Raw genomic sequence first — 24,080 nt, forward strand, 5'->3', positions numbered from 1 at the left:
GTCGATTTATTAAAATTTATTTGTGAATTTTTTAAGAAATTTTCATGACAGATTTGGTAAGATTTGTTATGAAATATGAATGTAATACTAGTTTTACTTTCATGACATAATGCTGTGATAGGGTTAAGTGTGTTCGTGAGAATGCAAAAATACAGTACATAAATGGAGGTAGGATTTTGAACAAAAAAGTTTTGTCAACTGTTATGGTATGCGCCGTTGCTTTATCAGTCGCTGCACCACTTGCGGCCTCTGCAGCAGACTATGATACGCAAATTCAAAATCAACAAGATTTGATTGACAGTTTATCTGATCAACAAACAGATATTCAATCACAAATTTCAACAGTACAATCTGAAGTGGATGATATTAATAGCCAAGCGGCAGATTTACAAGAGCAACAAACCGCTTTAACCCAAGAAGCTGAAGATTTACAAAATCAAATTGCTGATTTAGAAACACGGATTGAAAAGCGTCAAAGTACTATTGAAGAGCAAGCTAGAGATGCTCAAGTTAGTAATCAAAGCACCAGCTTAATCGATGCGGTGTTGGATGCTGATTCAATCTCAGATGCAGTATCAAGAGTAACTGCCATGACAACTTTGATGAGTGCTAATAACGATTTAGTCAACCAACAAAAAGCTGACAAAGACGCTGTTGAAGAAAAACAAGCGGAAGTTACAGCAAAGCAAACTGAATTAAACGAAACACAGGCTGATTTAGAAACCCAAAAAGGGAATCTTTTAAGCAAACAAGCTGAATTAGATGTTTTAACAACAACTTTAGCAGCTCAACAAGCCACTGCTGAACAGGACAAAGCTGCCTTGGAAGCTGAACAAGCTGCCGCAGAAGCTGCCGCTGCTGAATTAGCAGCTGAACAAGAAGCCGCTGCTCAAGCTGCTGCAGCTGAAGAACAAGCTGCTATCGAAGCAGCTGCGGCTACTGATGTAACTGCAACAGAAGATACAACTAGCTCAACTGCCGCAACTGATTCAACTAGTCAGTCTACAGGCACATCAACTGAGTCTAGCAGTTCAACTAACAGCACTAGTGAATCATCTGCTAGCAGTTCGACTAGCAATTCAACAAGCTCTTCTAGTTCATCAACAGGAAGCTCTAGCAGCACAAGCTCTGCTTCAACCTCAGAAGTGCGGAGTGCAATTGTTGCCTATGCCCAAACGTTCTTAGGAATTCCATATGTCTGGGGCGGTTCAACTCCTAGCGGTTTTGATTGCTCCGGCTTAACTTCGTACGTTTATTCAAATGCTGCCGGTATTAACATCGGTCGTGTGACGACTACCCAAGAATACGCAGGTACAATGATTTCTGTCTCTGAAGCACAACCTGGAGACCTAGTCTTCTTTGGTTCTCGTGGCGGTACGTATCACGTAGGAATTTATTTAGGTAACGGCCAGTTTATTCACGCACCACAAACAGGTGATGTCGTAAAAATTACTAGCACAGCTTATTACACACCAAGTTTTGCCGTGAATGTTTTAGGTTAAACCATTGGCAAATCATTTGGCCAAGCTAATATTACAGTAACATTTGAACAGCTTAATCTTTTCAAGGAGCCTTTATTAGTAAAGGTACAAGAGATTAAGCTGTTCTTTTTATTTTGAAAAAAACTTCTAAAAATGCTCTCTTCCCTTCGTCCTCTCTGAACTCATAGCACAATTTATTCTGCTGCTATGAACTCCTTCAAAATTAAATCAATGAACAAAAAATAATATTTCTGGTATATCTACTATATCGATTTGAAAGTGAGAGAAATCTCGCTTTTTTTTGCTTTTTAACAAATGATGTAGGTCTTTCGGTGATCGAAAGAATAAAAAATTCTTAATTTATTCACCTTTAAGTTAAAAAAAGTTAAAATTATGAAATTTTCGATGTTAATTATTAAGAATTCCTTAAGGGAAATTCTGGTTTTTTTAAGAATATCCCTTTCATTCATTCGTAAAGAAAATATTTTTAAGGGGATTTAGCAGAAAATAAGTTTCTTTTAAGTTAACTTTCATATCAGATAACGGAAAATTTGACGAAAATTCGGCAATTATCTATATCTAAGGATAACCATTTTAAGTAATTATAATTTGATAATCAAAATAAATTACTTTTCAGAGTTTCGTAAGTTGATAAGAGATTAGATAATTTTTTTCTACAAATAAAAATTAAAAAAGTCAGATTCGGTAAAAAAACTAGCTTTTCAAATTTAGTGTAGAAAGAAAATTTCATATTAAATAACGAATGTTCAATATTTTTAGCTACTAACAAAGTCCGATAAAAAAACAGACGAGTTATGCTGGTAAAGAGTCGAAAAAAATGAAAATAAAAATTGGTACGGTTGAATAGTTTTTTTGTGATCAGTAAAATAATCCACGAATTCATAGCTAGTTAAGGGTTTTGCGTTTTAGTTTTTGGTAGTTTGGAGGGGAATGAATGTTTAAAAAATTGCTACAATCTAGGTATTTAAATTTATTTTCTGTGATGATTATCCTGTTGCCTATCGGAATTTCAATGGTTTTTGGTTTGCAAGCCTTAGCAGTGGAAATCCCGGATAATAATCAAACGAAGTTATACAATGACGATGAAGGTAAAGGAACAATTTCTTATGAAATAACAGTTGAAAATAAAATTAATTGGACAATTAATTACACAACAACAGCATCAATTGAACAAAGGTTTGTAGGTTTTAGCCTTCTTGATAATCAAGGTAATTCAATTCAACCGACATTGGCAGAAGGAATGACGGATAATTTTTCCTATCAATTAACAACAGATGGTCAACAAACAGGTGAGCTGTTTCAAACGACTGCAAGCAGCATTGAAACAAAAGATGCTGTCTTAAAATTTACAACGGATTTTGTGTCAGATGTTCAGGTAGTCAGTGCCTTGTATCAAACTGATATTCAAGGCGGACAAACAAACTTACGAGAATCTGCAACACCGGTAACTTTGCAAATTGAAGCAACTACATCAACAACAGAATCTACCGATGAAACTAGTGGCGAAGACCAATCTTCAGAGCTGACTACCTCAGATAGTTCAACAACTAGCACCACATCAGAAAGCAATGTGGATTCAATTGATGAAGCGACTGAGAGTTCGACAGCTATTTCTGAAACGGAATCTTCCAACAATTTGATTTTGGGAGATGCCGGCGCCATCGACATGGGGAGCTTGATGGGAGAACAATTAGTTACAACTGCCGATGCAAGAAGTAATTTACGAGTTTATACTTCAGATGGTCTAGCTGGCGGCATTGACAAGGATGACTCAGATAGTTTCGCAACTGGCAGCAGCAGTCAAGGATCCAAGATTATTCCTTTAGTAACGACTGTGCCAAATGGCAATCTTTTTAACAATGCCAGCGAGTTTACTTCAAAACTCCGTAGTGTTTATATGGGGAGGAACGGAACAAATCCGAGTAATGGTATTTCGGTTATTTTCGGCTCAACCAAATTGACGAATCAAACGGTCCAAGTATTTTATGATAATGCTGGCAGTTTTATAGGCAGTGAGGTTTATGTGGATGCAAGTGGAGTAACTCAAACTAAACAAGTAACCCATCGCTTAGGGATTATGCTAACTTTATCAAACATTCAAACTAAGGGCAGCCAACCGCGGATTCAAGTCTCCAATAATTTTTATTCAGGGATTGAATACTATAATATTTCACAGATGTCTGCGGCCTTTAGCTTTTATGACATGAACGACACAGCAAATAACGGGAATTTTATTTCCTTAGCGGATATCACTGCAACTAATAATTCTTCACTGGCAGCCGCTATCAAGCAAGTTTTGCCTCAGCAAATGGCAATTAGCGACAGTAGTTCTGCTGCCTATATGACCTTTGCTTCTATGAATCATGCTACCGGCCAGTTGGAATACGTTGCTGCTGGAAATGGAGTTCAAGGAATTGTCAGTGACGCAGCTGGTGTCGGAACAAATATGAATTATTATGCCAACGGAATTGTTCCTGAAGGAAAAACTTCCTTCAATACTGGTGTGAAGGGTGTTTACGCTGCAACAATTAATGCAGCTTTCACCGATTACCTCGGTGGAGCGACTGCCGCCAAAAATGCTGTCTCTTTTGAATTAAATAAAGTTGGCAGCAGCACCAGCGGTTATTCTTTTATCTTAGGTTCTGAGTATGGTGAAGCATGGAGCACTTTTTCAACAAGTGCGATTTCTTCTCAGCAATCAGTCATTCAATCGGCTCCTACAAAAACAGTCGAAAGTTTAACAAGTTATACCTATGATTCAGCAACGAAAACCTACACTGAAAATAGCCAAACCACCAAGAATGCCAGTCATTATAACGATTTAGATCGCGCTTGGGATGCGGCTTATGGGACTAGTGACTGGGTTGCAGGACATTTTCCGACTAGCGAGGCCGCTGATGCTGGAATTGTTCCTCAAGCGGAACGTTATCTAACCAAAGGGGACAGTTTCTATTATTATATCAATCAAAAAATGATTGATTTAACCGGACAAAGTTTTATCACACCGACAGGAATCAGTCTGAGTGATGCTTGGCCCGCTGAAGTCGCTCTTCCCAGCAGCGAGGATATTATTGTTTATGATTTGCACGGGGCAGTTTTAGCTTCCAAATATTATTCAGTTAGCTTGCCTACTGAAAATAATAATCGACAATTGACGATTATGTTTACAACTGCTGGCGTGGCATTATTAAATGCCCAAAGCGGTGCCAAAGTGCTGGCAGTGACGATGCAAATCCGATTTATGGCGGTGAAGTGTCTGTTCAAATCAAGGCTCATTTAACTAGTGATGCACCGAGCTTGACGCCGATTACCAATACAGCAACTTCCGTCTTTTCCTTTGCCAGTGGAACAACTAGCACCTTAAGCTCCAATCAAGTTGAAATTCAAACGAAGGGTGCCTTCAATCTTGCTTTGTCAAAAGTCAATCAAGCCGGCAATCCTTTAGCGGATGCGACCTTTGCCATCTATCAAGGAACAACGGATGCAACTGATCCTCTAATTACTGCAAGCTCAAATGAGCAAGGCAGTTTAATTTTTAGTGGTGGTCTCTTGGAGATGGGCCAAAGCTATACTCTCAAAGAAATCGAAGCACCGACAGGTTTTGCTTTAGAATCTGCGACTTGGAAGCTAGAAATTACAGCAAATGGAGCTCTTTTAACGAACAATCTTAATGGCGAAACGAAATCATTAAGTATTTTTTCGGCTAGTGATGATCAGGGGGTTGTCACAATTTCAGCTGGAGAAAATGAAGATGGCACGCTGATGAATCAATTGAAAGCCTATCAATTGAACTTGACAAAGGTTGATGCCAATCAGGAAACAAGTTCTCTCGGCGGGGCCAATTTTGAACTCGGCACAGCAGTCGACAGTCAAGGGAAAGTGACCAATATTTTGGCGACGGCGACTAGCTCGGAAAGCGATGGGTCACTAGCGTTTATTGATTCGCAAACGCAACAGTCTTTCACATTGAGTTATGACACAGAGCTAGCCGAACAAAATCAAGGGACGATTTATTATCTAAAAGAAACTGCTGCACCTGCTGATTATCGACAATTACAAGGATATTTTGAATTAGTTATTTCTGCCGATGGGTCTGTTTCGGTGAGCTATGTCGGTGAAGATTATTCGGCTGGTTTTTCTGAAGCCCAAACCTCTGTAAGTTTGGCTGATAGTAAGAGGGCTACAAACACAATTGCTTTTACGATAAAAAATCAACGGAAGGTACCGTTACCGGCAACTGGCGGCAACGGAATTGGCATGTATCTAACCCTTGGAGTAATCAGTACGCTGGCTGCAGGAATTTATTTTTATCGGCGAGGGGGTGGCTCAGATGAAAAAATTAGTTAGGCTTTTGTTGATTTTGACAGTCGGTTTCTTTTTCTTCTTTGACAAATCAGCTGTCTATGCTGCTGAAGATGCCAATCAACAGGTGAACTTTGTTCTTCATAAAATTGTTTTTCCTGATGGGGCAGCTCCAGAATCGGAAATTTTGAATTCAGGTACCGAAGATGGTCAACTGGTCAATCTGTTGGAAGACTACCGCGGATTAAACGGGGTGACCTTTGACGTTTATGATGTCAGTCAGCAGTATTATCAACTGCGTTCACAGGAAAATCTAAGCGTAGCTGATGCCCAAAATCAGCTAGCCCAATTGGAGCCGACTACGATAACTTCTCAAAAAATTAGCTCAGGTGTTACGGCGACTGAGGACGGCCAAGATGGACTCGTTGAATTTTCATTACCAGCTAAAGCTTCTGATGGTACCGATAAAGTCTATTTATTTAATGAAAGTGCCCAACCGACTGGTGTTAAGACAACGGCTACTAACTTGGTAGTTGTGCTGCCGGTTTACGATGAACAGAACCAGGCTTTGACAACGATTCATCTATATCCTAAAAATGAAGAAACTGCTCACATCACGCCTGATTTAACCAAGACCATTACAGGGAAAAAAGATTATCAGTATGGCGATGCGATCGAATACACGGCAACCACGAGTATTCCGGCTGATATTTTAGATTATCAAAGCTATCAGATTAGTGATCAAGCCGGTGATTTTTTAGACTTAGATGAAGCTTCTTTAAAGGTCACGATTGATGGTCAGGATGTTTTGCCGCAGTTCACGCTGACCAAAAATCAACACGGCTTTAGTTTGACTTTGGCTAGTAATGCGGCGTTAAAATTTTTAGGTGCTGATGTTGGTAAGGAGCTGACTATTTCTTATCAGATGATCCTCAATAGCAATCAATTTGTTCCAGAAAATTTAGCGAATGTCGTGTATCTAAAAACCGATCATGAAAATCTGCAAAAAGAAGTAGACGCAGTCACCGGCGGCAAAGCTTTTGTTAAGGTGGATGCCAGTGATCAAAGTATTCCTTTGGCGAATGCGCAGTTTGAGGTGCTGAACCAGCAATCAGAATATTTAAAACAAACTGAGACAGGTTATGCTTGGACAAAGGATGCTGCTGATACGGGCATTGTAACTTTAACGTCAGGTGCTGATGGAGCCTTTGAAATCGCAGGCTTGGCCTATGACAATTATTATCTGAAGGAAGTTACAGCACCTACTGGCTACCAAATAAATAATGAGCTGGTGCCATTTACAGTGGATGCTTCAAGCTATTCAGAGGACCAAGCGCAGCAGACGCCATTAAAGGTTGTCAATATTAAAAATTCGACAACTACAACTAAGACGCCTGACACAAGCGGCAAGTCACCATTGCCGCAGACTAATGAGCTGACTCAAAAAAGCTTGATTGTGATTGGCGGGATTTTTCTTTTAGCATTTGGTTTTATCTTATACCGCCGCAAATCGGCAAAAAATAACTCGCATAAGGGATGAAGGATATGAAAAACAGCGTTCAGGGAAAAAAATTAGCAGTGATAAGTTTATTGACAGCATTTTTAGCAGTGATTATAGCATTTAGCAATGGGTCGGTTGTAAAGGCAGATGAGGCTGACGGCACCGCAAATATCACCCTGCACAAATTACAATACAGCAGTCAACAAGAGTCAGTTCAAAACACTGGTGGTCTTATGGAATTTGCCAACAGCACACCATTAAACGGCGCAGAATTTACTGTCTATGATGTGACAGCCGATTATTATAGTTTGCTGGCTGACAGCACAACGGATTCAAAAAATAAAGAAAAAGCCGCTATTCAAACTTTGGAAGATAAGTCAGCTACTTATGCCACTGCTGATAAAGTAGTGGGCGCTCCGCAGGTGACTGCTGATGAAGGAACAACCACCTTCAACAGTTTAGCATTGAAGGATGACACAGGTCGGGATAAAGTGTATTTAATTTTAGAAACGAAAACGCCCAATTCGCCAACTGTTACTGTCAAATCGGTTCCGTTAGTTGTTTCAATGCCTGTTTATCAAAACGAAAGCAATACAGCGATTAACTATGATATTCATTTATATCCCAAAAATATTGTAGCTACTGATAAAAAAGAAATTGATTTAAGTAATTTAACGGCTGTCGACGGTCAAGGAAATCATTATAGCGTTGATGGTACCAGTAAAATAAAATACAGCATCACCGTTAATGTGCCGGCGGATATCGAACTAAAGGATCGTTTTGATGTAATTGATGTACCCACAGAAGGTCTAAAGTATGTTGAAAAAAGCTTGGAGATTGCTGGTTTAACTGAGGGCACAGATTATACAATTTATGCCGGTCATCAATTGGCAGCTAACTTACCAGAAAACTATCAGACTTTGTATCAAGATGGTTTTGAAAATGGCTTCTATATAAAATTTAATAATAAAGATTCTGCGGCGATTCAAGCTTTAGCTGGAAAAGCTTTAGTCATCAGCTATCAAATGCAAATCGATAGCTCAATTGTGCCGGACCTGACTATCAACAATACCGCTTATGTCAGCTTTGACAATACAGTTGTACCCAACACGCCACTAACCCCAGGTGGAGAAATTGTTGTCGAAACCGGTGGCTATAAATTCCATAAAGTTGATTCTCAAACTGGCAAGTCTTTAGCTAAGGCCTCTTTTCTAGTAATCAATAAAGCTGGTCAATACGGCGCCTTTACTTTAACTAATGGCGAATATCTCTTAATTGATTGGAAAGATGCACTTGCTGAAGCGACAACTTTAGTCTCAACAAGTACGGATAAAAGCAATTTAGCTATTAAAGGCCTGAAGTACGGTGAGTATAAAATTCAAGAAACAGTTGCACCAGAAGGCTATGCGTTAGCAAAAGGCGCTGTCACCTTTGAAATTGCAGAAAATAGTTACACAGATGCTGGCCAAATTATGGAGATTGCCAACACACCTAAAGGTATTTTGCCATCAACTGGTGGTAGCGGTATTTATTTATTTCTAGCAGTTGGCGTTATTGCGATTGCCGGTGGAGCCTTTTACTTTACGAAAGGCCGTCGCAAGTTTGAAGCCTAGAGTTACGCTCTACTGAAAAGAAACAATAGTAGCCAAAAAATTTTTACTGAGATTGATTGTATAAATTGAAGTGAGATGAATGTTACTGTGGGCTAGAAAATTCGTGGTAAGAATTCAAGCCAATCAATGTAGTTTTATTGCAAAATATACAATAGTTTAAAACTAGATTTACTTTTTATGTTTAATTTTGACTTGAGAAGATTAGCAAAGGAGGCGAGGAGATGGCGGAAAAAAAGCAGCCCTCTTTTAAAAAGGGAAGACAAAAGCGAATTTTCCTAGATATTTTGATGATGCTTCTTTTAACAGTTGGTTTAATTTCCCTCGCCTATCCTTTTGTCAGTGATTCTTTAAATAATTTATTGGATCAACAGCTGATAAATTATTACCAAAAGCAGGCCAATCAAGAAAATCAAGCAGCTATTGAAAAGGCGCAAGCCGATATGACAGCCAGCAATCAAGAGTTGGCTGAAACGGGCAGCCAAATTGGAGCAGATCCTTGGTCAGAAAGTGATAATCAGACAACGACTAATGTTGACTCCAATTATTTTCAAGAGCATACGATTGCTGTCTTAAAAATTCCTAGTTTAAAGCTGGAACTGCCGCTTTTTGATACTACCAATGATTTATTGTTGGAAAAGGGGACGACCTTGGTCAACGGCACTTCTTTTCCGATTGGCGGGCCTTCGACTCATGCTGTAATTGCTGGGCACCGGGGCTTACCGGAGGCAGAATTATTTACGAATTTACCGGAATTGGCAATTGGAGATGTCTTTTATATTGAAATAAATGGCGAGACCCATGCCTATGAAGTTGATCAGACAAAGGTAGTTGAGCCGACAGAAACTACCGACTTACAGATTGTTGAGGGAGAGGATTTGGTTACTCTGCTAACCTGTACTCCTTATATGATTAATGACCATCGCTTGTTGGTGCGGGGGCATCGAGTGGCCTATGTTCCCGAACGAGATGATCAAGCGCTTGCTAGTGGCAGCACACAACGCTGGCTGAAAATTGCGGTGGTTCTTGGCGGAGCAGTACTGGTTGGGCTATTAGCTATCTATCTTTTTTACAAGTGGCTGCGAAATCTTATAGTGAGTGGCCGTAAATATCACCTTCATTTTGTTTTGCTATCTGAGGACGAAAAACCAATTGCCAATGCAAGATTTGAAGTGTATACCAAAAATGGCAAGCATCCGATTACCCGGGAGGGTATTGCAATCACCGCTCAAACCGATGAAACAGGAACTCTCCTCATTGAAGATGTTAAAGGTGGTGCGTATTTACTTAAAGGAGCCGATGGGAATCCACCACTTATTGCTAGAATAAAAAAAGTTCGCGGAACTGATTTTGCCCTTTTCTCCAAAAAAAGATTTTATTTCATTAAAAATGACGCTAAGCCGCCAATGGTTAAATTAAATAGCAAATAAAAACGATCCATGCTAGTCAGCGGATAATTCCGCTGGTCAACATGGACCGCTCTTTTTTTCTATTCCACTAATTTATCGGCGACGGTGTTAGGTAAATCACTTTCTTGAACTTCCTCCCAAGAGGTAACGCCTTTTTCATCGTTGACTACCATTTTTAAATAGGCACCGATTCTTAACGGGCTGTCACGATATTCCTTTAAATGAACGGTTTCTTCAACACCGTTTTCATCATAGGAAATTTGGTCGTATTCATAATAGGTCGAGCCGCTTTCAACACCAGTATTCACCGCATCTCCGGTAATCTTAGTGTAATAATTTGGGCCGCCATAATTTGTTTCCCAATATTTATCCATGGCGTATTTGGCGCCAAAACCAACAGCTAAAATAATAGCCAGAAAAGCTAGAACTCCGATTATAATTTTTTTCATATCACTCATCCTTTCAACACAGCTATCATAACGCAAAAGAGTTTTGTGGAAATCAAACTTTAGTCCTAGATAAAAATAACAGTTTTGTAAGTTCCTTGTAAGGCTAATTAAAAAACAGTTATCAGCAAACGTAGTTCTTTGAAAAACAGAAATTCTGTGAAATTTTTGTAAAAAATTAACCAAGAATGTTGCAAAAAAAGCCCTTGAGTGTCATGATGCATTCAATAACAAGAAAGAGGTCAATTATGATTACTTTATATACTAAACCAACCTGTAATCCCTGTCGCAAAGTGAAATCTTTATTAAATGAAGCTGATATTTCTTATGTTGAACGGGATTTTTTTTCAACCCCCCTTACTCCTCAAGAACTAGAGGACTTGATTGCGCTGACGGAAAACGGCGTAGAAGATTTGCTTCTAATCTACACAAAGATTCATGATAATCTTTATTTAGATTTTGAAGGTATGAGCACAGAGGAGTTAGCAACGGCGCTTGCTGAAAATCCCCGATTATTAAGACGACCGCTGATTGTTAAAGGTCAAGAATTGCTGATTGGCTTTGAAGAAATAAGCTGCAAGGCCTTTTGTGGGATTCACTAAAAAATAGTTATCAAATTTAAAACGGCTGTAATAGCTGCTCTTCTAAATGCTGAGCAACTGTTATAGCCGTTTCTTTAAAATAATGTTACCCAGAGCCAGCTAATCGGCATAACGAGAGCCATCGCCGGAATCATATCTGCTGTCGGAAACATTTTTAAGCACAACATGCGAAAACCAGTTGCTAACATCAAAACACCGCCACAGGCTCGAAAATCGTTAATCATGGCTGGTGTAGTTAAAGGGAAAATAATGCCTGCGAATAAAAAGAGAGTCATAAAAATGAAAAATTGCGGCAAAGCGATTACAGAAACTACATAGCCAAGATTACATGCAAAAATTGCTGCTGTAAAAAAATCCAGAATTGATTTGGCAATCAAAACGGAACTGTCACCGGTCATGCCAGCATCCAGGCTGCCGTAAATTCCGGTTCCGCTGGCACAAAATAAGACGATAATAGTTACCAGCTGACTTAAAAATTCATCGTGGGACAATCCCAAATGCTCAGATGAAACCAATTTGGCAATTGGTTTTTGCATCAAGCCGGCACCTTTATTAATCCATTCACCTAAGTGTAGGGCTAACCCTACTGATGTCCCCAAGACTACAGCAAAAATCACCGCTGCCATATTTTCCATTAAAATAATGGCGTTGACACCCATCGTCAAGGAACAAACGCCGAAAATCATCGTGATTTCCCGTTTGAAGTTAGCCGATAGTTTATTGCCTAAAAAGCCGCCACAAAGCCCGCCTAAAAAAACACTTGCGACATTTATAAAAATTCCACTCGGCACCTAATCACTCCTTTAATAATTACGATACAATCACTGTGCAGCGGCCCACCGCTGTTTTTTTCTCACCGTTAAAGATTTCCCCTTGCCAAACTTGAATTCGTCGGCCGACTTTGTCCGGGGTGGCAGTAACAATCAGACTACCGCTTGTGGCTGTCGCTAGGTGATTCACCTGTAAATCGACACCAAGAGCAGCTTTTCCTTCAGTCAAACTTAAATTGGCACCGACACCGGCAGCTGTTTCAATTAAAACACCGTTGATACCGCCGTGAACCACTCCAAAAGGCTGCATGACTTGTTCTGTGATTGGCATTTCTAAAATAACTTTATCAAGATCAGCGGCAATAATCTTGATTCCTAACTGTTCTACTAAGTTCATTTTGATTCCTCATTTCCTTTTTCTAGAGCTAGTATAGCAATTAATTTCTGAAAAACAAAACGGGTTCTTTTTTAAGAAGTTTTGTGTATAATTGTTGAGGATTATACTTCATTAACAGCAACTGATCAGTTTTATTTACTGGCGAAGTGATGCTGTTTTGGAGTAACCAGATGCCAGAGAAAATCTGACAAGTTTTTTAATATGAGGAGGCCTCTTAATGAGAGAATGGCAAACAATTAAAGAATACGACGAAATTTTATTTGAACAACACGGCAAGGTGGCAAAGATTACGATCAATCGTCCAGAGCGCCACAATGCTTTTACTCCTAAAACGGTTTTTGAAATGATGGATGCTTTTTCTATTAGTCGGGAAAAACAAGATGTCGGTGTCATCATCTTAACCGGAGCTGGTGATCAAGCCTTTTGTTCCGGTGGTGACCAAAAAGTCCGAGGCAACGGCGGTTACGTTGGCGAAGATCAAGTCCCTCGTTTAAATGTGTTGGATTTGCAACGTCTAATTCGAGTGATTCCTAAACCTGTGATTGCAATGGTCAAAGGCTGGTCAATCGGTGGTGGTAATGTGCTGCAATTAGTGTGTGATTTAACCATTGCCGCAGACAATGCTAAATTTGGTCAGACGGGTCCGAATGTCGGCAGCTTTGATGGCGGTTATGGCTCCGGTTATTTAGCTCGAGTGATTGGTCACAAGCGGGCCAAGGAAGTTTGGTTTATGACCAAGCAATATTCAGCTGAAGAAGCCTATGCAATGAATTGGATTAATACGGTCGTGCCTTTAGCTGAAGTGGAAGATGTGACGATGGAATGGGCTGAAGAAATGCTGAAAAAGAGTCCGATTGCTTTGCGCATGATTAAAGCAGCGATGAACGCTGATACTGATGGCTTAGCCGGTATTCAACAATTAGCCGGCGATGCGACGTTATTGTATTACACGATGGATGAAGCGCAGGAAGGCCGCGATGCCTTTAAAGAAAAACGGGAACCTGACTTCGACCAATTCCCTAAATTCCCATAATGACTAGCTGGTTAAAAAAACAAACGGCTTTACATCCTCAAGCACCGGCTTTGTATTGGCAAAATCAAAGCTGGTCCTTTGAGTTGCTCCTTGCTGAGGTGACCGCCTATCAAAATGAGTACCAAAAGCAATTTCAAAATTTTCCAGTTACACGAGTCGCCCTCTTTTCTGAAAACACGCCAGAAATGATTTTTACCATTCTGGCTCTTTGGGAAATGGGTTTAGAAATTCAATTTTTGAATACTCGTTTAACTAAAAGTGAATTGGCCTATCAATTGGCAGACGGTCAAGCAGAAGTTTTACTAAGTCAACCTGCAGGATTTTTAAAAATGAACCATGACAAGCTGTTGCCAATTCCTATGGCAACAGATATTAAGCGAATCCCATTAGAGGAAACTCCTGCAAGAGAGCCACAAGCTCATTATCAGCCAGAACAAATTGCTTCTATTATGTATACTTCTGGGACGACGGGTTTTCCTAAAGGCGTACCCCAACGATTTAAAAACCATTTTGCCAGTGCCCAAGCAACTGCCCAAAATATGCAGGTAACAGCTGACGATTGCTGGCTGTGTCCGTTGCCGTTGTATCATATCAGTGGCTTATCCATTTTACTGCGGAGCTTGGTGTTAGGAAATAGTCTAAAGCTCTATCCTAAATTCAGTCCAACCGAATTGACGACCGATATTGTAAACGGTCGAGGAACTGTGGCATCAGTGGTGACGAAAACTTTAACTGATTTGCTACCACTAATACCAGTTGAAGGATTCCCTAAAAGTTTTCGCTACTTTTTATTGGGCGGCGGACCAGTGACGACAGCAGTTTTACAAGAGGCGGCTGTAAAAAAAATTTCGGTCATCCAATCCTATGGAATGACCGAAACCTGTTCCCAGGTGATTGCTCTGCCACCGGAGGAAGCCTTTAGAAAAAGCGGCTCTGCTGGAAAGCCTCTGGGAGATACCCAACTGAAAATTTTATCAAACGGGAATGACTCAGCTGTGGGTGAAATTCTACTGAAGGGTGCTAGTGTTGTCGAGAGCTATTTAGCAAATCAGGCAAGTAGCAGCTGGGATTTGCAAGGCTGGTTTCATACCGGCGACTTGGGTTATTTAGATGAGGAAAAATATTTGTTTGTGGTGAGTCGGTTAAGTGAGCTAATCATTTCTGGTGGAGAAAATATTTATCCGGCAGAGATTGAAACACTACTATTGAGCAATCTGCAAATTTTAGAGGCTGCGGTAGTTGGTCAAACGGATTCCCGCTGGGGTCAAGTACCGGTGGCTTACTTAAAAATTACTCCGGAATTTGATGGAGCTGCTCTTAAAAAACTTATCGAGAAGGACTTAGCACGTTTTAAAAGACCGGCCGCCTTTTTCGTCGTTTCAGAGATTCCCAAAACCGGCAGCGGTAAACCTTTAAAAAGAATTTTTTTGACAGAGGAAAGAGTGAACTACATTGAGTACCAATTGGAATTATGAGACACCAAGGGAACAGCTACTTAGCTGGTCTTATTCCCTTGAGCAGCCTATAGATCTGCTAGAGCTTTTATCAAAAACCGAAATGTATCAGGGAACGCGCTTTTTTTGGCGTTCCGCAGATTTAAAGGAAAGTTTTTTAGGCTTAGGCACAGTATTAAGTATCAGTGAAACAGATTTTGCAAAAGTTTCAGCCTTTAAAAAGGCTTTAACCGAGCAGATTCAACTAGTTGACGATCAAAGTTCGGCACCAATTTTATTTGGCGGCTTTCCCTTTGATGTAAAGGGCAGCAAAGAAAGTTTTTGGAATAGCATGGAGGCCGGCTATTTTGTTTTACCGCAGATTTTATTTCAGCAACTGGATAATCAGTTGACTGTAACTTTAACAGTTAAAAAAACTGCAGAAAAACTTTTGAAAGAGCTGGCTAATCAAGTGGAAGAACTTTTGTCTGTAACGAATGAGCCTGCTGAAGAGGATAAAACGAGCTTTGAAAATACGGTGAGTTATCAAGAATTGCAATTACCGCAATGGTTGTCAATGGTTGAAACCGCAGTGGCAGAAATTAACAGTGAAGACTCAGCGCTACAAAAAATTGTCGCCGCGCGTCAGTTAGCAGTGACAGCTTCAAAAGAGTTTGTTCCTGCTGAGATTGTTGCAAATTTGGCAGCAGAACAACCGAATACTTATTTATTTTTACTTGAAAAAGGCGAGCATTTTTTTGTTGGTACTACTCCCGAACGACTGTTAAAAGCAGATGCCACAAAGTTTTACACTGCAAGTATTGCGGGAACGGCTCCAAGAGACAAAAATCCAAATACCGATAAGCAGCTTGGTCAAAAGCTGCTGGCTGATCCAAAAAACAGTCACGAGCATGGCTTGGTTGTGGCGGGTATTCAGGAGCAATTGGCAGAATTAATTGAAGGAGCTTTAGAATTAGGTGAGCGGCAGATTTTAAAAAATCGAGATCTGCAGCATATTTATTTGCCTTTAGCTGGTCAACGGAAAGCATCGATTTCCTTTTTGGCAGCTGTCCAAAAATTGCATCCAACTCCCGCTTTAGGTGGTCAGCCAAAAGCTCTTGCACTAGACTGGCTGGAGAAAAATGAAAAGCCAGGTCGCGGCTTGTACGGTGCGCCAATCGGTTGGCAAAGTTTGGCCACTGATGAAGGGGAGTTCGCCGTAGCAATTCGTTCAGGAATTTTTACAAGAAAACAGGGCTTGTTATACGCCGGTTGCGGGATTGTCGCAAAATCTGTGGCCGAGGAAGAAAGACAAGAGACGTGGAATAAATTTCAGCCGATGCTAAGGGGGATTCGTGGAAAATGAAAGAACAAGAATTGATGAGCCGCTATTTATTAGCATTTATTCATGGCTTGAAAAAAGCCGGGGTGACTCAAGCTGTGATTAGTCCCGGCTCCCGTTCAACTCCGCTGGCTCTTTTATTGTATCGAGATCCAGCAATTCAAACGCATATTCTAGTTGATGAACGGTCAGCGGGCTTTTTTGCCGTCGGTCTTGCAAAAAGCAGCAGTGAAGCAATTGCTTTAGTTTGCACTTCCGGAACAGCGGCTGCTAATTATTATCCAGCAATTTGTGAGGCCAAAGCCAGCAATCTGCCTTTGGTGGTTTTAACTACTGACCGGCCGCCGGAACTGCGAAACGTAGGGGCTCCACAAGCCATGGATCAACAAAATTTATACGGCAATCAGGTTAAACAGTTTAGCGAGTTGAATGTTCCAGAAGCCGGCGAGGATTTGCTGCGCTATAGTTATTGGCAAGGTTTTACCAATAGTTTAATTGCTCAAGAAGTACCAAAAGGACCAGTCCAGATTAATCTACCTCTGAGAGAACCGTTGTTGCCGGTGGAAGTCGAAATAAACGTTAATCAGTTTTCTACGGAAGTCTTTAAAAAGACTTCAGATAAAGTTGAATTAACGGGCACGCCTTTAGAAAAACTTTTCGAGAAAAAAGGCTTAATCGTAGTTGGTGGCAGCCAAACGATTGAAACAGCACAAAAGCTCTTGGCTTTAGCAGAAAAACTGAAGTGGCCGATTGTCGGTGACCCACTGACAAATTTAAATAATTGCGGCAAAATTAGTCGTCACTATCTGAAACATGCTGAGTTAATTTTCGATCAACTGGAAGCAACATTTGTTCCAGAAGTTGTTCTGCGCTTTGGCACTTTACCCGTGACGAAAAACGTAATGCTCTATTTAAAAAACTTAGCTGCTGAAAATATTTCTTGGCTCTATATTGATGAAAGTCACGAGAAAAAGGACCAGCTGCAGTTGACGAATTTGTTGATAGCAGCAACTGCTAGGGAATTTTGTGATGCGGTATTGAAGCTGTCTCTTCAATCAGTCAATGAAGCATGGTCTGAGGCCTTTTATCGGCGGGAGAAGCTAGCCATCAAAGCTCAACAGCAGACTTTTTTAAATACTGACTTTAGCGAAAGCCACGCCGCCAGAGAACTATCCAGTCATCTTGAGCAAGGAGAGCAGCTGCTAGTCGCCAATAGCAATGCCATTCGCTATTTTGACCGCTTTAGTCAGGTGTCTGAGAAAAAATATACAGTTTTTGGCAATCGGGGTGTCAACGGAATTGATGGTTTGGTTTCAACGACTGCCGGTCTTGCCGTCAATTCAAAGCAAACTTATTTATTAATTGGTGATTTGGCACTGTTTCATGATATGAATGGTCTACAGGCAATGCGTCAATTTAAGCAGTCAGTGACCATTATCTTATTGAATAATAATGGTGGCGGAATTTTTTCGCATCTTTCACAAACTCAATTGCCGCCAACTGAGTTTGATGCTCTTTTTGGCACACCATTGAATCTGGATTTTAAAAAAGCCGCAGCCCTTTACGATGCCAATTATCAAGCGGTTTCTACAGCTGCAGAATTTAAAGCTGCTCTTCAAAGGAGCCGCCAGCAGGGATTACAGCTGATTGAAGTTCAAGGTCAGCAAGCAGAGGGCTATCAGCTTTGGCAAAAAGTTTTAAAAACTTATCACGAGATGGTGGCTGCAAATGAAAAAGACAATTAAGGGTGCCGAGTATGCCTATCATTCGCTCAAACCGTATCAAGCGTCTTGGCCAACAGTCGTCTGTCTCCATGGTTTTACTGGTACTTCAGCGACGTTTAACCAAAGTCTAAAAACTACTGCTAAAATAAATTTTTTAACTATTGATTTAATTGGACATGGCAATTCAGCCGTCTATGTTCATCCCTACCGCTATCAGATGCCAACGTTGATTCGTGATTTAGAGGATTTAATGAAGGAATTGGCAATTCCAGATTATTTTCTTTTAGGCTATTCCATGGGGGGCAGGGTTGCTTTAGCATGGGCCTTAACTTTTCCTGAAAACAAACTGGGAATTATGTTAGAAAGTGCCTCGCCAGGCTTGAAGATATTACCAAAGAGAATTGCTAGAAAAAAGAGTGACCGCAAGCTAGCACTCCGCCTAGAACAATACGGCATTGAAAATTTTGTTGATTTTTGGCAGGAGTTGCCACTATTTGCTTCCCAAAAGAATTTAGCGCCGGAAATTCAAGCGAGGGTAAGGCAAGAACGACTGCAGCAAGCCCCTTTTGGTCTTGCTATGAGCTTGCTTTTCATGGGGACTGGAAGCCAAGCCAGCTATTGGACGGTATTGAAAAAAACCGACATCCCAATTTTATTTTTAGCGGGACAATTGGATTTGAAATTTAGCCAAATCGGTTTGCAAATGGCTCAGCAAGCTAAAAATTTCGCTTATCAAGTGATTCCAGCTGCTGGGCATTGTATCCATTTGGAGCAGCCGGAAAAATTCCAGCAAGCTGTCTTGTCTTGGTTAGCTGATCAGAAGGAATAGAGGAAAGCAGATGAAAATCAAAAAAATTGAAGCTTATCAAGTTCGTCTCCCTTTGAAGCAACTCTTCAAAACCAGTTACGGGCTTTTGCGGGAGAAGGCCTTTGATATTTTTATCATCACAAATGAACAGGGTCAGCAGGGGATTGGCGAACTGGTTCCCTTTGAAAATCCGGATTACATTGAAGAAACCCTAATGAATTCTCGGCAAATTATCGAAAATAATTTGCTTCCTCTATTAGTTCAGCAGGAAATTTTTGAACCTCAGACTATCACTGAAATTTTTAAAGTAGTCCAAGGAAACTATATGGCAAAGTCGGCTATAGAAACCGCCTATTGGGATTTATACGCCAAAGAAAATCAACAGAATCTCAGTTTTTATTTACACGGCAGCCGCCCAACGCTGCCTGTCGGTGTCAGTGTCGGGATGCAGCCATCGACCGAGCAATTGTTGGCGGTAGTTGCTGATTATCTGGAAGCGGGTTATCAGCGGGTTAAATTAAAAATTCAGCCGGGCTATGATTATCAGCCATTAGCCGCCCTTCGGCAAAAATTTCCTGAACTAACTTTGATGGCGGATGCTAATTCTGCCTATACGCTTCAGAACTTAGAGCAACTAAAACAATTGGACGAGCTGAATCTGACTATGCTAGAGCAACCCTTTAACCAAAGGGATTTTACTGAGCATGCTATTTTGCAAAAAGAAATGCAAACGGCAATCTGCTTAGATGAAAATATTCGCAGCTTAATGGATGTCAAAACTGCTGTCGCCTTAAACAGCTGTCGAGCAATTAATTTAAAGATTCCACGGGTGGGCGGTCTACAGGAAGCTCAAAGAATTTACGAATTTTGTCTTAATGAGGATATCCTTGTTTGGCTTGGGGGAATGTTTGAATCTGGGGTTGGTCGCAGTTTAAATCTGCAGTTTGCCAGTCAACCGGGTTTTAATTTCCCTGGTGACATCTCGGCTTCTGATCGTTATTTTGCTGAAGATATTGTCAAAGAGCCAGCAAAAATGATTGCTGGCAGTCTACCAGTTCCAAAGGGTGTGGGACTTGGGGTTGAATTGGATTGGGACCATTTGAAAAAATGGTCAACAGGCTATCAACTTTATTATAAAGCTTAAAAACTGCCGGCCATCTAGTCGACGATGCTCAATTTTTATTGGGCAAAAAACGACTAGATGGCCGGCAGTTAATTTTTATTTGTTTTTATAATCTCTTTCAATTTGCAGGCGTTGAACTTTCATGGTTGCCGTGCGGGGAATAGCGTCGTAATCCCAAATTTCTGGAGAATTCAGATGAGGTAAATCTGCAACTTTTTGCCACCAAGCATCCCAATTCATTTCTCTATTTGGTGCCAAAGCCAAGATTGGTTGCGGCATGTCTTCTTTGTCCCGAACAATTACAACTTCTGCTAAGAAATCCAACGTATCTAGTAAATAATCTTCAAGGGCCAGATTGCTATTAATATTTTCAATCAAATCGACTTGGCGATCCTTTAAAAATAAATGGCCTTGATCATTAATCATTCCCCAATCGCCAGTATCCCACCACGGACCATAAACATTTTCTTCAAAGCGAGCATCTTCTTTATAATAGGTTAAAGCTCGGCCCTTAGAAAGAAAATGAATGTGACCATCAACATTCTTACCTAAAACATTACCTTCAGGGTCGGCAATACGTGCTTGAGTCAGTCCTTCTAAACCAATGCCCATGTCTCTAGCATCATTAGTTTTTAAACTTTCTAAAGTGTGGGCCTTATAAATCATTGGACCGCATTCACTTTGACCGTAAATTTGTAAAAAGACTGGCCTTTCCTGTTGGGAGGCCTTCAAAAAAGTTGCCATCGTTTTATTATTAATAGCATCAAAGGTTGAATGCAAATAGCGAATGCTGGCAAAAGCTTCGGGGTGTTCTTCGGCAACAAAAGCCCATTGCACAAAATTATTTGGATGCGTTTCTAGAGCAATCGCTGGATATTGTTGCAGCATTTTCACAACATGGCTGCCAGAAGCATTCGCCAATGGCATCATCGGAAAGCCCATCGCCATTAATGAAGAAATACCGATGTTAAACCGAGAATGAACAGGTGAAATATGAAAAGCAATCAGTTCTTTAACCGGCAATTTTGTAAAGACTGTCCGCTGATAAAGCGTCCGCCAACCCATTGAGTGATAAGAATGGCAGATTAATTTTGGAATGCCAGTGGTGCCTGAGGTATGGGTCATATAGGCAATCTCATCATTGTCAAGCTCAACTTGTGGAACCGGCGCAGCTGTTTGCAAAACTAAATCCCGCACGGCAATCTGTTTTTCCGAGCTGCTGTTTTTAATTTTCTTCACACGACCTTCAGTGACTTCATCAAATACAATGAAAGGGTCGTCTAAGCGTTCGACAAAAACTTCCATCGTTGCTGTTGGAAAATGGTAGGAAATCATTACCGGCACAGCGCCTAAAAATGAAGCTGACACTGCTAAAAGATAGGTATCAAATTTGGGACTCTTAAAGATGATCACTTTATCACCAGCTCTGACTCCTAAGGCCGCCAACTGATAGGCCCGCTGTAAGATGGCAGTATGACTCTTTTGATAATTGCTTTCATAACCTAATTCTGGAAAAGCCGGCAAAATTTCATCGTGATAAATGGCCACGTCAGGCGTTGCTTGTGTGGCATCGCGAAAATTCGAATAAAGGTTTTAGGGCTGATAAACTAATGCTTCCAAAATAAAAATACACTTCCTTCGTCAAGATAAGTTACTTGGATATAATAACATATTTTAAAAAATATAGATGAACTTTTCACAATGAAAAAAGATATTTTCTAACCTTTTTAGAAAAATTAAAGATTGGCAATTTGGCTGTTTTTAGTTATGATAAAAAGGTAATGGAGGTCAAAACATGACACAGACAGATTTGAAAGCAATCTTTCCCACAGCGCAAATTATTGATTTCCCACCACAGGATTCGGGCTTTATCGGAGTGCCTTATCAAGAGAAGTTTCTGTGGCTGAAACGCAGCGAGCTGAGTGAGCGAGAGTTGGCTTTATTAGAGGCATTTCTACCGCAAAGTCAATTGGCTACTAGACAGATTCCTCATCAATGGTATGGTATTTTATTTGAAGGCACTCCATTGGCGCAAAAGGGTCAGCAGTTTCGGATTTTGCAAATCCGTGTGGCTTATCTGGAGGAGTTGAATGACTATCAAAAATTGTGGCAGGATAGCTTAAAAGAATTTTTCCCGAAGCTTGTCGATGGTTTTTTTATAACAGATCAAGAGTTTATCTTAGTAGAAGAAAAAAACAAAAATAGTTTTACATTAGATGAAATTGAAGGAGTTTTCACAACCTTAGATGATGACTTTTCACTAGAGTCGACGGTTTTTGTCGGTGAATTTTATCAAGACCAAGAGGATATTCCCGGACTTTTTAATGAGGAACGGCAAATGTTTTTAGAAGAGGTCCAGACAAAGCATGATCAACGCATTTTTCATTTTGCCGACGTAGCCCTGCATTACTACACTAAAGATAAGCTAGCGGTCAGTAAGCTTGCCAATTATTTTTCGAAACAAATGCTGCTGGCTGACGATTCATTTACTCAATTAGTTGAGATGATGTGGCGCTTTTCTGGCAATATTTCCTCCGTCGCAAAAGAAATGTTCACCCACCGCAATACGATCAACTATCGGGTGGAAAAGATTGCTGAGCAAAGTGGCATTAATTTAAAGAAGCCGGATGACTTGGCGTTCATGTATTTACTAACTTTAAAAAATCAAAAATAGCTAATGAAACTTCCCGTAAAAGCGCTTTTATGTAAAGTGCACAAAAATTGGGAAGTTTTTTTTGTGCACCTTTACATAGAATTGAAAGCGATTTTATCATAAACTGAATTCATCAAGAAGAAAGCTAATAAAACAACAAAAAAGTTTTCTTTAAAAATTGGACAGTTATAGAAAAGGATGAAGTGAAATGGTCGATATTAATTTAAAACACGTTTACAAGAAATATGACAATGCTGAAAATTATTCAGTAACAGATTTTAATTTAGATATTAAGGATAAAGAATTTATCGTTTTCGTAGGGCCTTCCGGCTGTGGTAAATCAACAACCTTACGGATGATTGCCGGCCTTGAAGATATTACAGAAGGCGACTTGGTGATTGATGGCACGGTCATGAATGATGTAGCACCAAAAGATCGTGATATTGCGATGGTGTTCCAGAACTATGCTTTGTATCCTCACATGACTGTTTATGATAACATGGCGTTTGGTTTAAAATTACGTAAATACGATAAAGCTGACATTAAAAAGCGGGTTGAAAATGCCGCTGAAATTTTAGGCTTAACCGAATATTTACAACGGAAACCAGCAGCTTTATCTGGTGGACAACGTCAGCGGGTTGCGTTGGGACGGGCTATCGTGCGGGATGCAAAAGTCTTCTTGATGGATGAACCTTTGTCAAACTTGGATGCCAAATTGCGGGTTGCAATGCGGGCTGAAATTGCTAAATTGCATCAATCAATCGGCACAACTTCAATTTATGTAACCCATGACCAAACAGAAGCGATGACGATGGCCGACCGGATTGTTATTATGAACGCTGGTTTCATTCAACAAATTGGTTCACCGTCAGAATTATACGATGAGCCAGTCAATGTTTTCGTTGCCGGCTTTATCGGATCACCTGCGATGAACTTCTTCAATGTTCAAATTAAAGACGGCTATGCTGTTGATAAAAATGGCCAGTTCTCTCTGAAAATTCCAGAAGGCCGCTATGCAGTCTTGAAGGATATGGGCTACGAAGGCAAAGATATGACCTTTGGTATCCGCCCAGAAGATGTTCACACAGAACAAATTATTTTGGATTCTAACCCTGAAGCAAAAGTAAGAGCAGAGGTTGTCGTATCTGAATTACTTGGTGCTGAAAGTATGCTGTATGTTAAAGTTGGCGCTCATGAATTTATTTCAAAAGTTGACGCCCGTGACTTCCACCGTCCTGGTGAAGTTGTTGAGATGGCCTTTGATATGAATAAGAGCCATTACTTTGACAAAGAAACTGAACAACGCATCACCTTTTAAACTTGTTTCTTCTTCGTTTTACCTCTAAATAACAAACCGAAAAAGAGTCTTTCCTTTTGGAGAGACTCTTTTTCGGTTTTTAAATGGTTTGAACTGAAACATTGATT

The 24,080-nt window shown here is 40.3% G+C and carries 18 protein-coding genes and 1 pseudogene; 15 read left to right on the forward strand and 4 right to left on the reverse strand.

The window, feature by feature from the left end; genetic code table 11:
* Window positions 1–176: 176 nt before the first annotated feature.
* The 6 genes from ORH16_RS12145 (at window position 177) to ORH16_RS18905 (ending at window position 10,345) form a co-directional block, all read left to right on the forward strand.
* Window positions 177–1,502, forward strand: coding sequence for an NlpC/P60 family protein (locus tag ORH16_RS12145; RefSeq protein WP_265459105.1), 1,326 nt, complete (start codon window positions 177–179; stop codon window positions 1,500–1,502).
* A gap of 934 nt (window positions 1,503–2,436) precedes the next feature.
* On the forward strand, window positions 2,437–4,782 hold the full coding sequence (locus tag ORH16_RS12150) for a hypothetical protein (RefSeq protein ID WP_265459106.1): 2,346 nt from the start codon (window positions 2,437–2,439) through the stop codon (window positions 4,780–4,782).
* Window positions 4,755–5,849, forward strand: coding sequence for a SpaA isopeptide-forming pilin-related protein (locus ORH16_RS12155; RefSeq protein ID WP_265459107.1), 1,095 nt, complete (start codon window positions 4,755–4,757; stop codon window positions 5,847–5,849). The genes ORH16_RS12150 and ORH16_RS12155 overlap by 28 nt, the downstream gene beginning before the upstream one ends.
* Window positions 5,833–7,344 (forward strand): SpaH/EbpB family LPXTG-anchored major pilin, encoded by a 1,512-nt coding sequence (locus tag ORH16_RS12160; RefSeq protein ID WP_265459108.1) that lies wholly within the window; start codon window positions 5,833–5,835, stop codon window positions 7,342–7,344. The genes ORH16_RS12155 and ORH16_RS12160 overlap by 17 nt, the downstream gene beginning before the upstream one ends.
* Before the next feature lie 5 nt (window positions 7,345–7,349).
* Window positions 7,350–8,918 carry a SpaH/EbpB family LPXTG-anchored major pilin gene (locus tag ORH16_RS12165; RefSeq protein ID WP_265459109.1) on the forward strand — a complete coding sequence of 523 codons (1,569 nt, stop codon included), beginning with the start codon at window positions 7,350–7,352 and terminating at the stop codon, window positions 8,916–8,918.
* Window positions 8,919–9,139: 221 nt separating this feature from the next.
* Window positions 9,140–10,345, forward strand: a complete 1,206-nt coding sequence (locus tag ORH16_RS18905) for a class C sortase (RefSeq protein ID WP_322597298.1) — start codon at window positions 9,140–9,142, stop codon at window positions 10,343–10,345.
* A 59-nt stretch (window positions 10,346–10,404) separates the two neighbouring features.
* On the opposite strand, the gene ORH16_RS12180 is transcribed toward ORH16_RS18905, so the two are convergent.
* The gene (locus tag ORH16_RS12180; RefSeq protein WP_265459110.1) at window positions 10,405–10,773 is read right to left on the reverse strand and encodes a YxeA family protein; all 369 of its coding nucleotides are present in this window, start codon (window positions 10,771–10,773) and stop codon (window positions 10,405–10,407) included.
* 245 nt (window positions 10,774–11,018) lie between these two features.
* Between ORH16_RS12180 and ORH16_RS12185 the strand changes: the two genes are divergently transcribed.
* Window positions 11,019–11,372, forward strand: a complete 354-nt coding sequence (locus ORH16_RS12185) for a Spx/MgsR family RNA polymerase-binding regulatory protein (RefSeq protein ID WP_265459111.1) — start codon at window positions 11,019–11,021, stop codon at window positions 11,370–11,372.
* A 74-nt stretch (window positions 11,373–11,446) separates the two neighbouring features.
* Here ORH16_RS12185 and ORH16_RS12190 read toward each other — a convergent pair whose 3' ends face one another.
* Both ORH16_RS12190 and ORH16_RS12195 read right to left on the reverse strand, forming a co-directional pair.
* Complete coding sequence (locus tag ORH16_RS12190) at window positions 11,447–12,163, reverse strand: DUF554 domain-containing protein (RefSeq protein ID WP_265459112.1); 717 nt, start codon at window positions 12,161–12,163, stop codon at window positions 11,447–11,449.
* 19 nt (window positions 12,164–12,182) lie between these two features.
* The gene (locus ORH16_RS12195; RefSeq protein ID WP_265459113.1) at window positions 12,183–12,539 is read right to left on the reverse strand and encodes a PaaI family thioesterase; all 357 of its coding nucleotides are present in this window, start codon (window positions 12,537–12,539) and stop codon (window positions 12,183–12,185) included.
* Window positions 12,540–12,756: 217 nt separating this feature from the next.
* Here ORH16_RS12195 and menB point away from each other — a divergent pair, with 217 nt between their 5' ends.
* Genes menB through menC form a run of 6 tightly spaced genes read left to right on the forward strand, consistent with a single transcriptional unit; the run spans window position 12,757 to window position 20,023 of the window.
* A complete protein-coding gene (gene menB / locus ORH16_RS12200; protein WP_265459114.1) occupies window positions 12,757–13,572 on the forward strand; it encodes a 1,4-dihydroxy-2-naphthoyl-CoA synthase in 816 nt (271 codons plus the stop codon).
* A complete protein-coding gene (gene menE / locus ORH16_RS12205; RefSeq protein WP_265459115.1) occupies window positions 13,572–15,047 on the forward strand; it encodes an o-succinylbenzoate--CoA ligase in 1,476 nt (491 codons plus the stop codon). Before menB ends, menE begins: the two co-directional genes overlap by 1 nt.
* On the forward strand, window positions 15,025–16,371 hold the full coding sequence (locus ORH16_RS12210; protein ID WP_265459116.1) for an isochorismate synthase: 1,347 nt from the start codon (window positions 15,025–15,027) through the stop codon (window positions 16,369–16,371). The genes menE and ORH16_RS12210 overlap by 23 nt, the downstream gene beginning before the upstream one ends.
* A complete protein-coding gene (gene menD, locus ORH16_RS12215; RefSeq protein ID WP_265459117.1) occupies window positions 16,368–18,092 on the forward strand; it encodes a 2-succinyl-5-enolpyruvyl-6-hydroxy-3-cyclohexene-1-carboxylic-acid synthase in 1,725 nt (574 codons plus the stop codon). Before ORH16_RS12210 ends, menD begins: the two co-directional genes overlap by 4 nt.
* A complete protein-coding gene (gene menH / locus ORH16_RS12220) occupies window positions 18,076–18,900 on the forward strand; it encodes a 2-succinyl-6-hydroxy-2,4-cyclohexadiene-1-carboxylate synthase (protein WP_265459118.1) in 825 nt (274 codons plus the stop codon). Before menD ends, menH begins: the two co-directional genes overlap by 17 nt.
* Before the next feature lie 10 nt (window positions 18,901–18,910).
* Window positions 18,911–20,023 carry an o-succinylbenzoate synthase gene (gene menC, locus ORH16_RS12225; RefSeq protein ID WP_265459119.1) on the forward strand — a complete coding sequence of 371 codons (1,113 nt, stop codon included), beginning with the start codon at window positions 18,911–18,913 and terminating at the stop codon, window positions 20,021–20,023.
* Window positions 20,024–20,098: 75 nt separating this feature from the next.
* Here menC and ORH16_RS12230 read toward each other — a convergent pair.
* A pseudogene (locus ORH16_RS12230) lies at window positions 20,099–21,622 on the reverse strand (AMP-binding protein).
* Window positions 21,623–21,797: 175 nt separating this feature from the next.
* Here ORH16_RS12230 and ORH16_RS12235 point away from each other — a divergent pair.
* Complete coding sequence (locus ORH16_RS12235) at window positions 21,798–22,676, forward strand: helix-turn-helix domain-containing protein (protein ID WP_265459120.1); 879 nt, start codon at window positions 21,798–21,800, stop codon at window positions 22,674–22,676.
* 187 nt (window positions 22,677–22,863) lie between these two features.
* Window positions 22,864–23,973, forward strand: a complete 1,110-nt coding sequence (locus tag ORH16_RS12240; protein WP_265459121.1) for an ABC transporter ATP-binding protein — start codon at window positions 22,864–22,866, stop codon at window positions 23,971–23,973.
* Window positions 23,974–24,080: the final 107 nt, after the last annotated feature.

This window comes from Enterococcus sp. HY326, from assembly GCF_026157065.1.
Classification (GTDB): domain Bacteria; phylum Bacillota; class Bacilli; order Lactobacillales; family Enterococcaceae; genus HY326.

Excerpts from the sequence above, each read along its gene's own strand:
- ORH16_RS12150 (WP_265459106.1), top strand. The coding sequence starts at position 2,437 with ATGTTTAAAAAATTGCTACAATCTAGGTATTTAAATTTATTTTCTGTG.
- ORH16_RS12160 (WP_265459108.1), top strand. The coding sequence starts at position 5,833 with ATGAAAAAATTAGTTAGGCTTTTGTTGATTTTGACAGTCGGTTTCTTT.
- ORH16_RS12165 (WP_265459109.1), top strand. The coding sequence starts at position 7,350 with ATGAAAAACAGCGTTCAGGGAAAAAAATTAGCAGTGATAAGTTTATTG.
- ORH16_RS18905 (WP_322597298.1), top strand. The coding sequence starts at position 9,140 with ATGGCGGAAAAAAAGCAGCCCTCTTTTAAAAAGGGAAGACAAAAGCGA.
- ORH16_RS12180 (WP_265459110.1), bottom strand. The coding sequence starts at position 10,773 with ATGAAAAAAATTATAATCGGAGTTCTAGCTTTTCTGGCTATTATTTTA.
- ORH16_RS12185 (WP_265459111.1), top strand. The coding sequence starts at position 11,019 with ATGATTACTTTATATACTAAACCAACCTGTAATCCCTGTCGCAAAGTG.
- ORH16_RS12195 (WP_265459113.1), bottom strand. The coding sequence starts at position 12,539 with ATGAACTTAGTAGAACAGTTAGGAATCAAGATTATTGCCGCTGATCTT.
- menB (WP_265459114.1), top strand. The coding sequence starts at position 12,757 with ATGAGAGAATGGCAAACAATTAAAGAATACGACGAAATTTTATTTGAA.
- menE (WP_265459115.1), top strand. The coding sequence starts at position 13,572 with ATGACTAGCTGGTTAAAAAAACAAACGGCTTTACATCCTCAAGCACCG.
- menD (WP_265459117.1), top strand. The coding sequence starts at position 16,368 with ATGAAAGAACAAGAATTGATGAGCCGCTATTTATTAGCATTTATTCAT.
- menH (WP_265459118.1), top strand. The coding sequence starts at position 18,076 with ATGAAAAAGACAATTAAGGGTGCCGAGTATGCCTATCATTCGCTCAAA.
- menC (WP_265459119.1), top strand. The coding sequence starts at position 18,911 with ATGAAAATCAAAAAAATTGAAGCTTATCAAGTTCGTCTCCCTTTGAAG.
- ORH16_RS12235 (WP_265459120.1), top strand. The coding sequence starts at position 21,798 with ATGACACAGACAGATTTGAAAGCAATCTTTCCCACAGCGCAAATTATT.
- ORH16_RS12240 (WP_265459121.1), top strand. The coding sequence starts at position 22,864 with ATGGTCGATATTAATTTAAAACACGTTTACAAGAAATATGACAATGCT.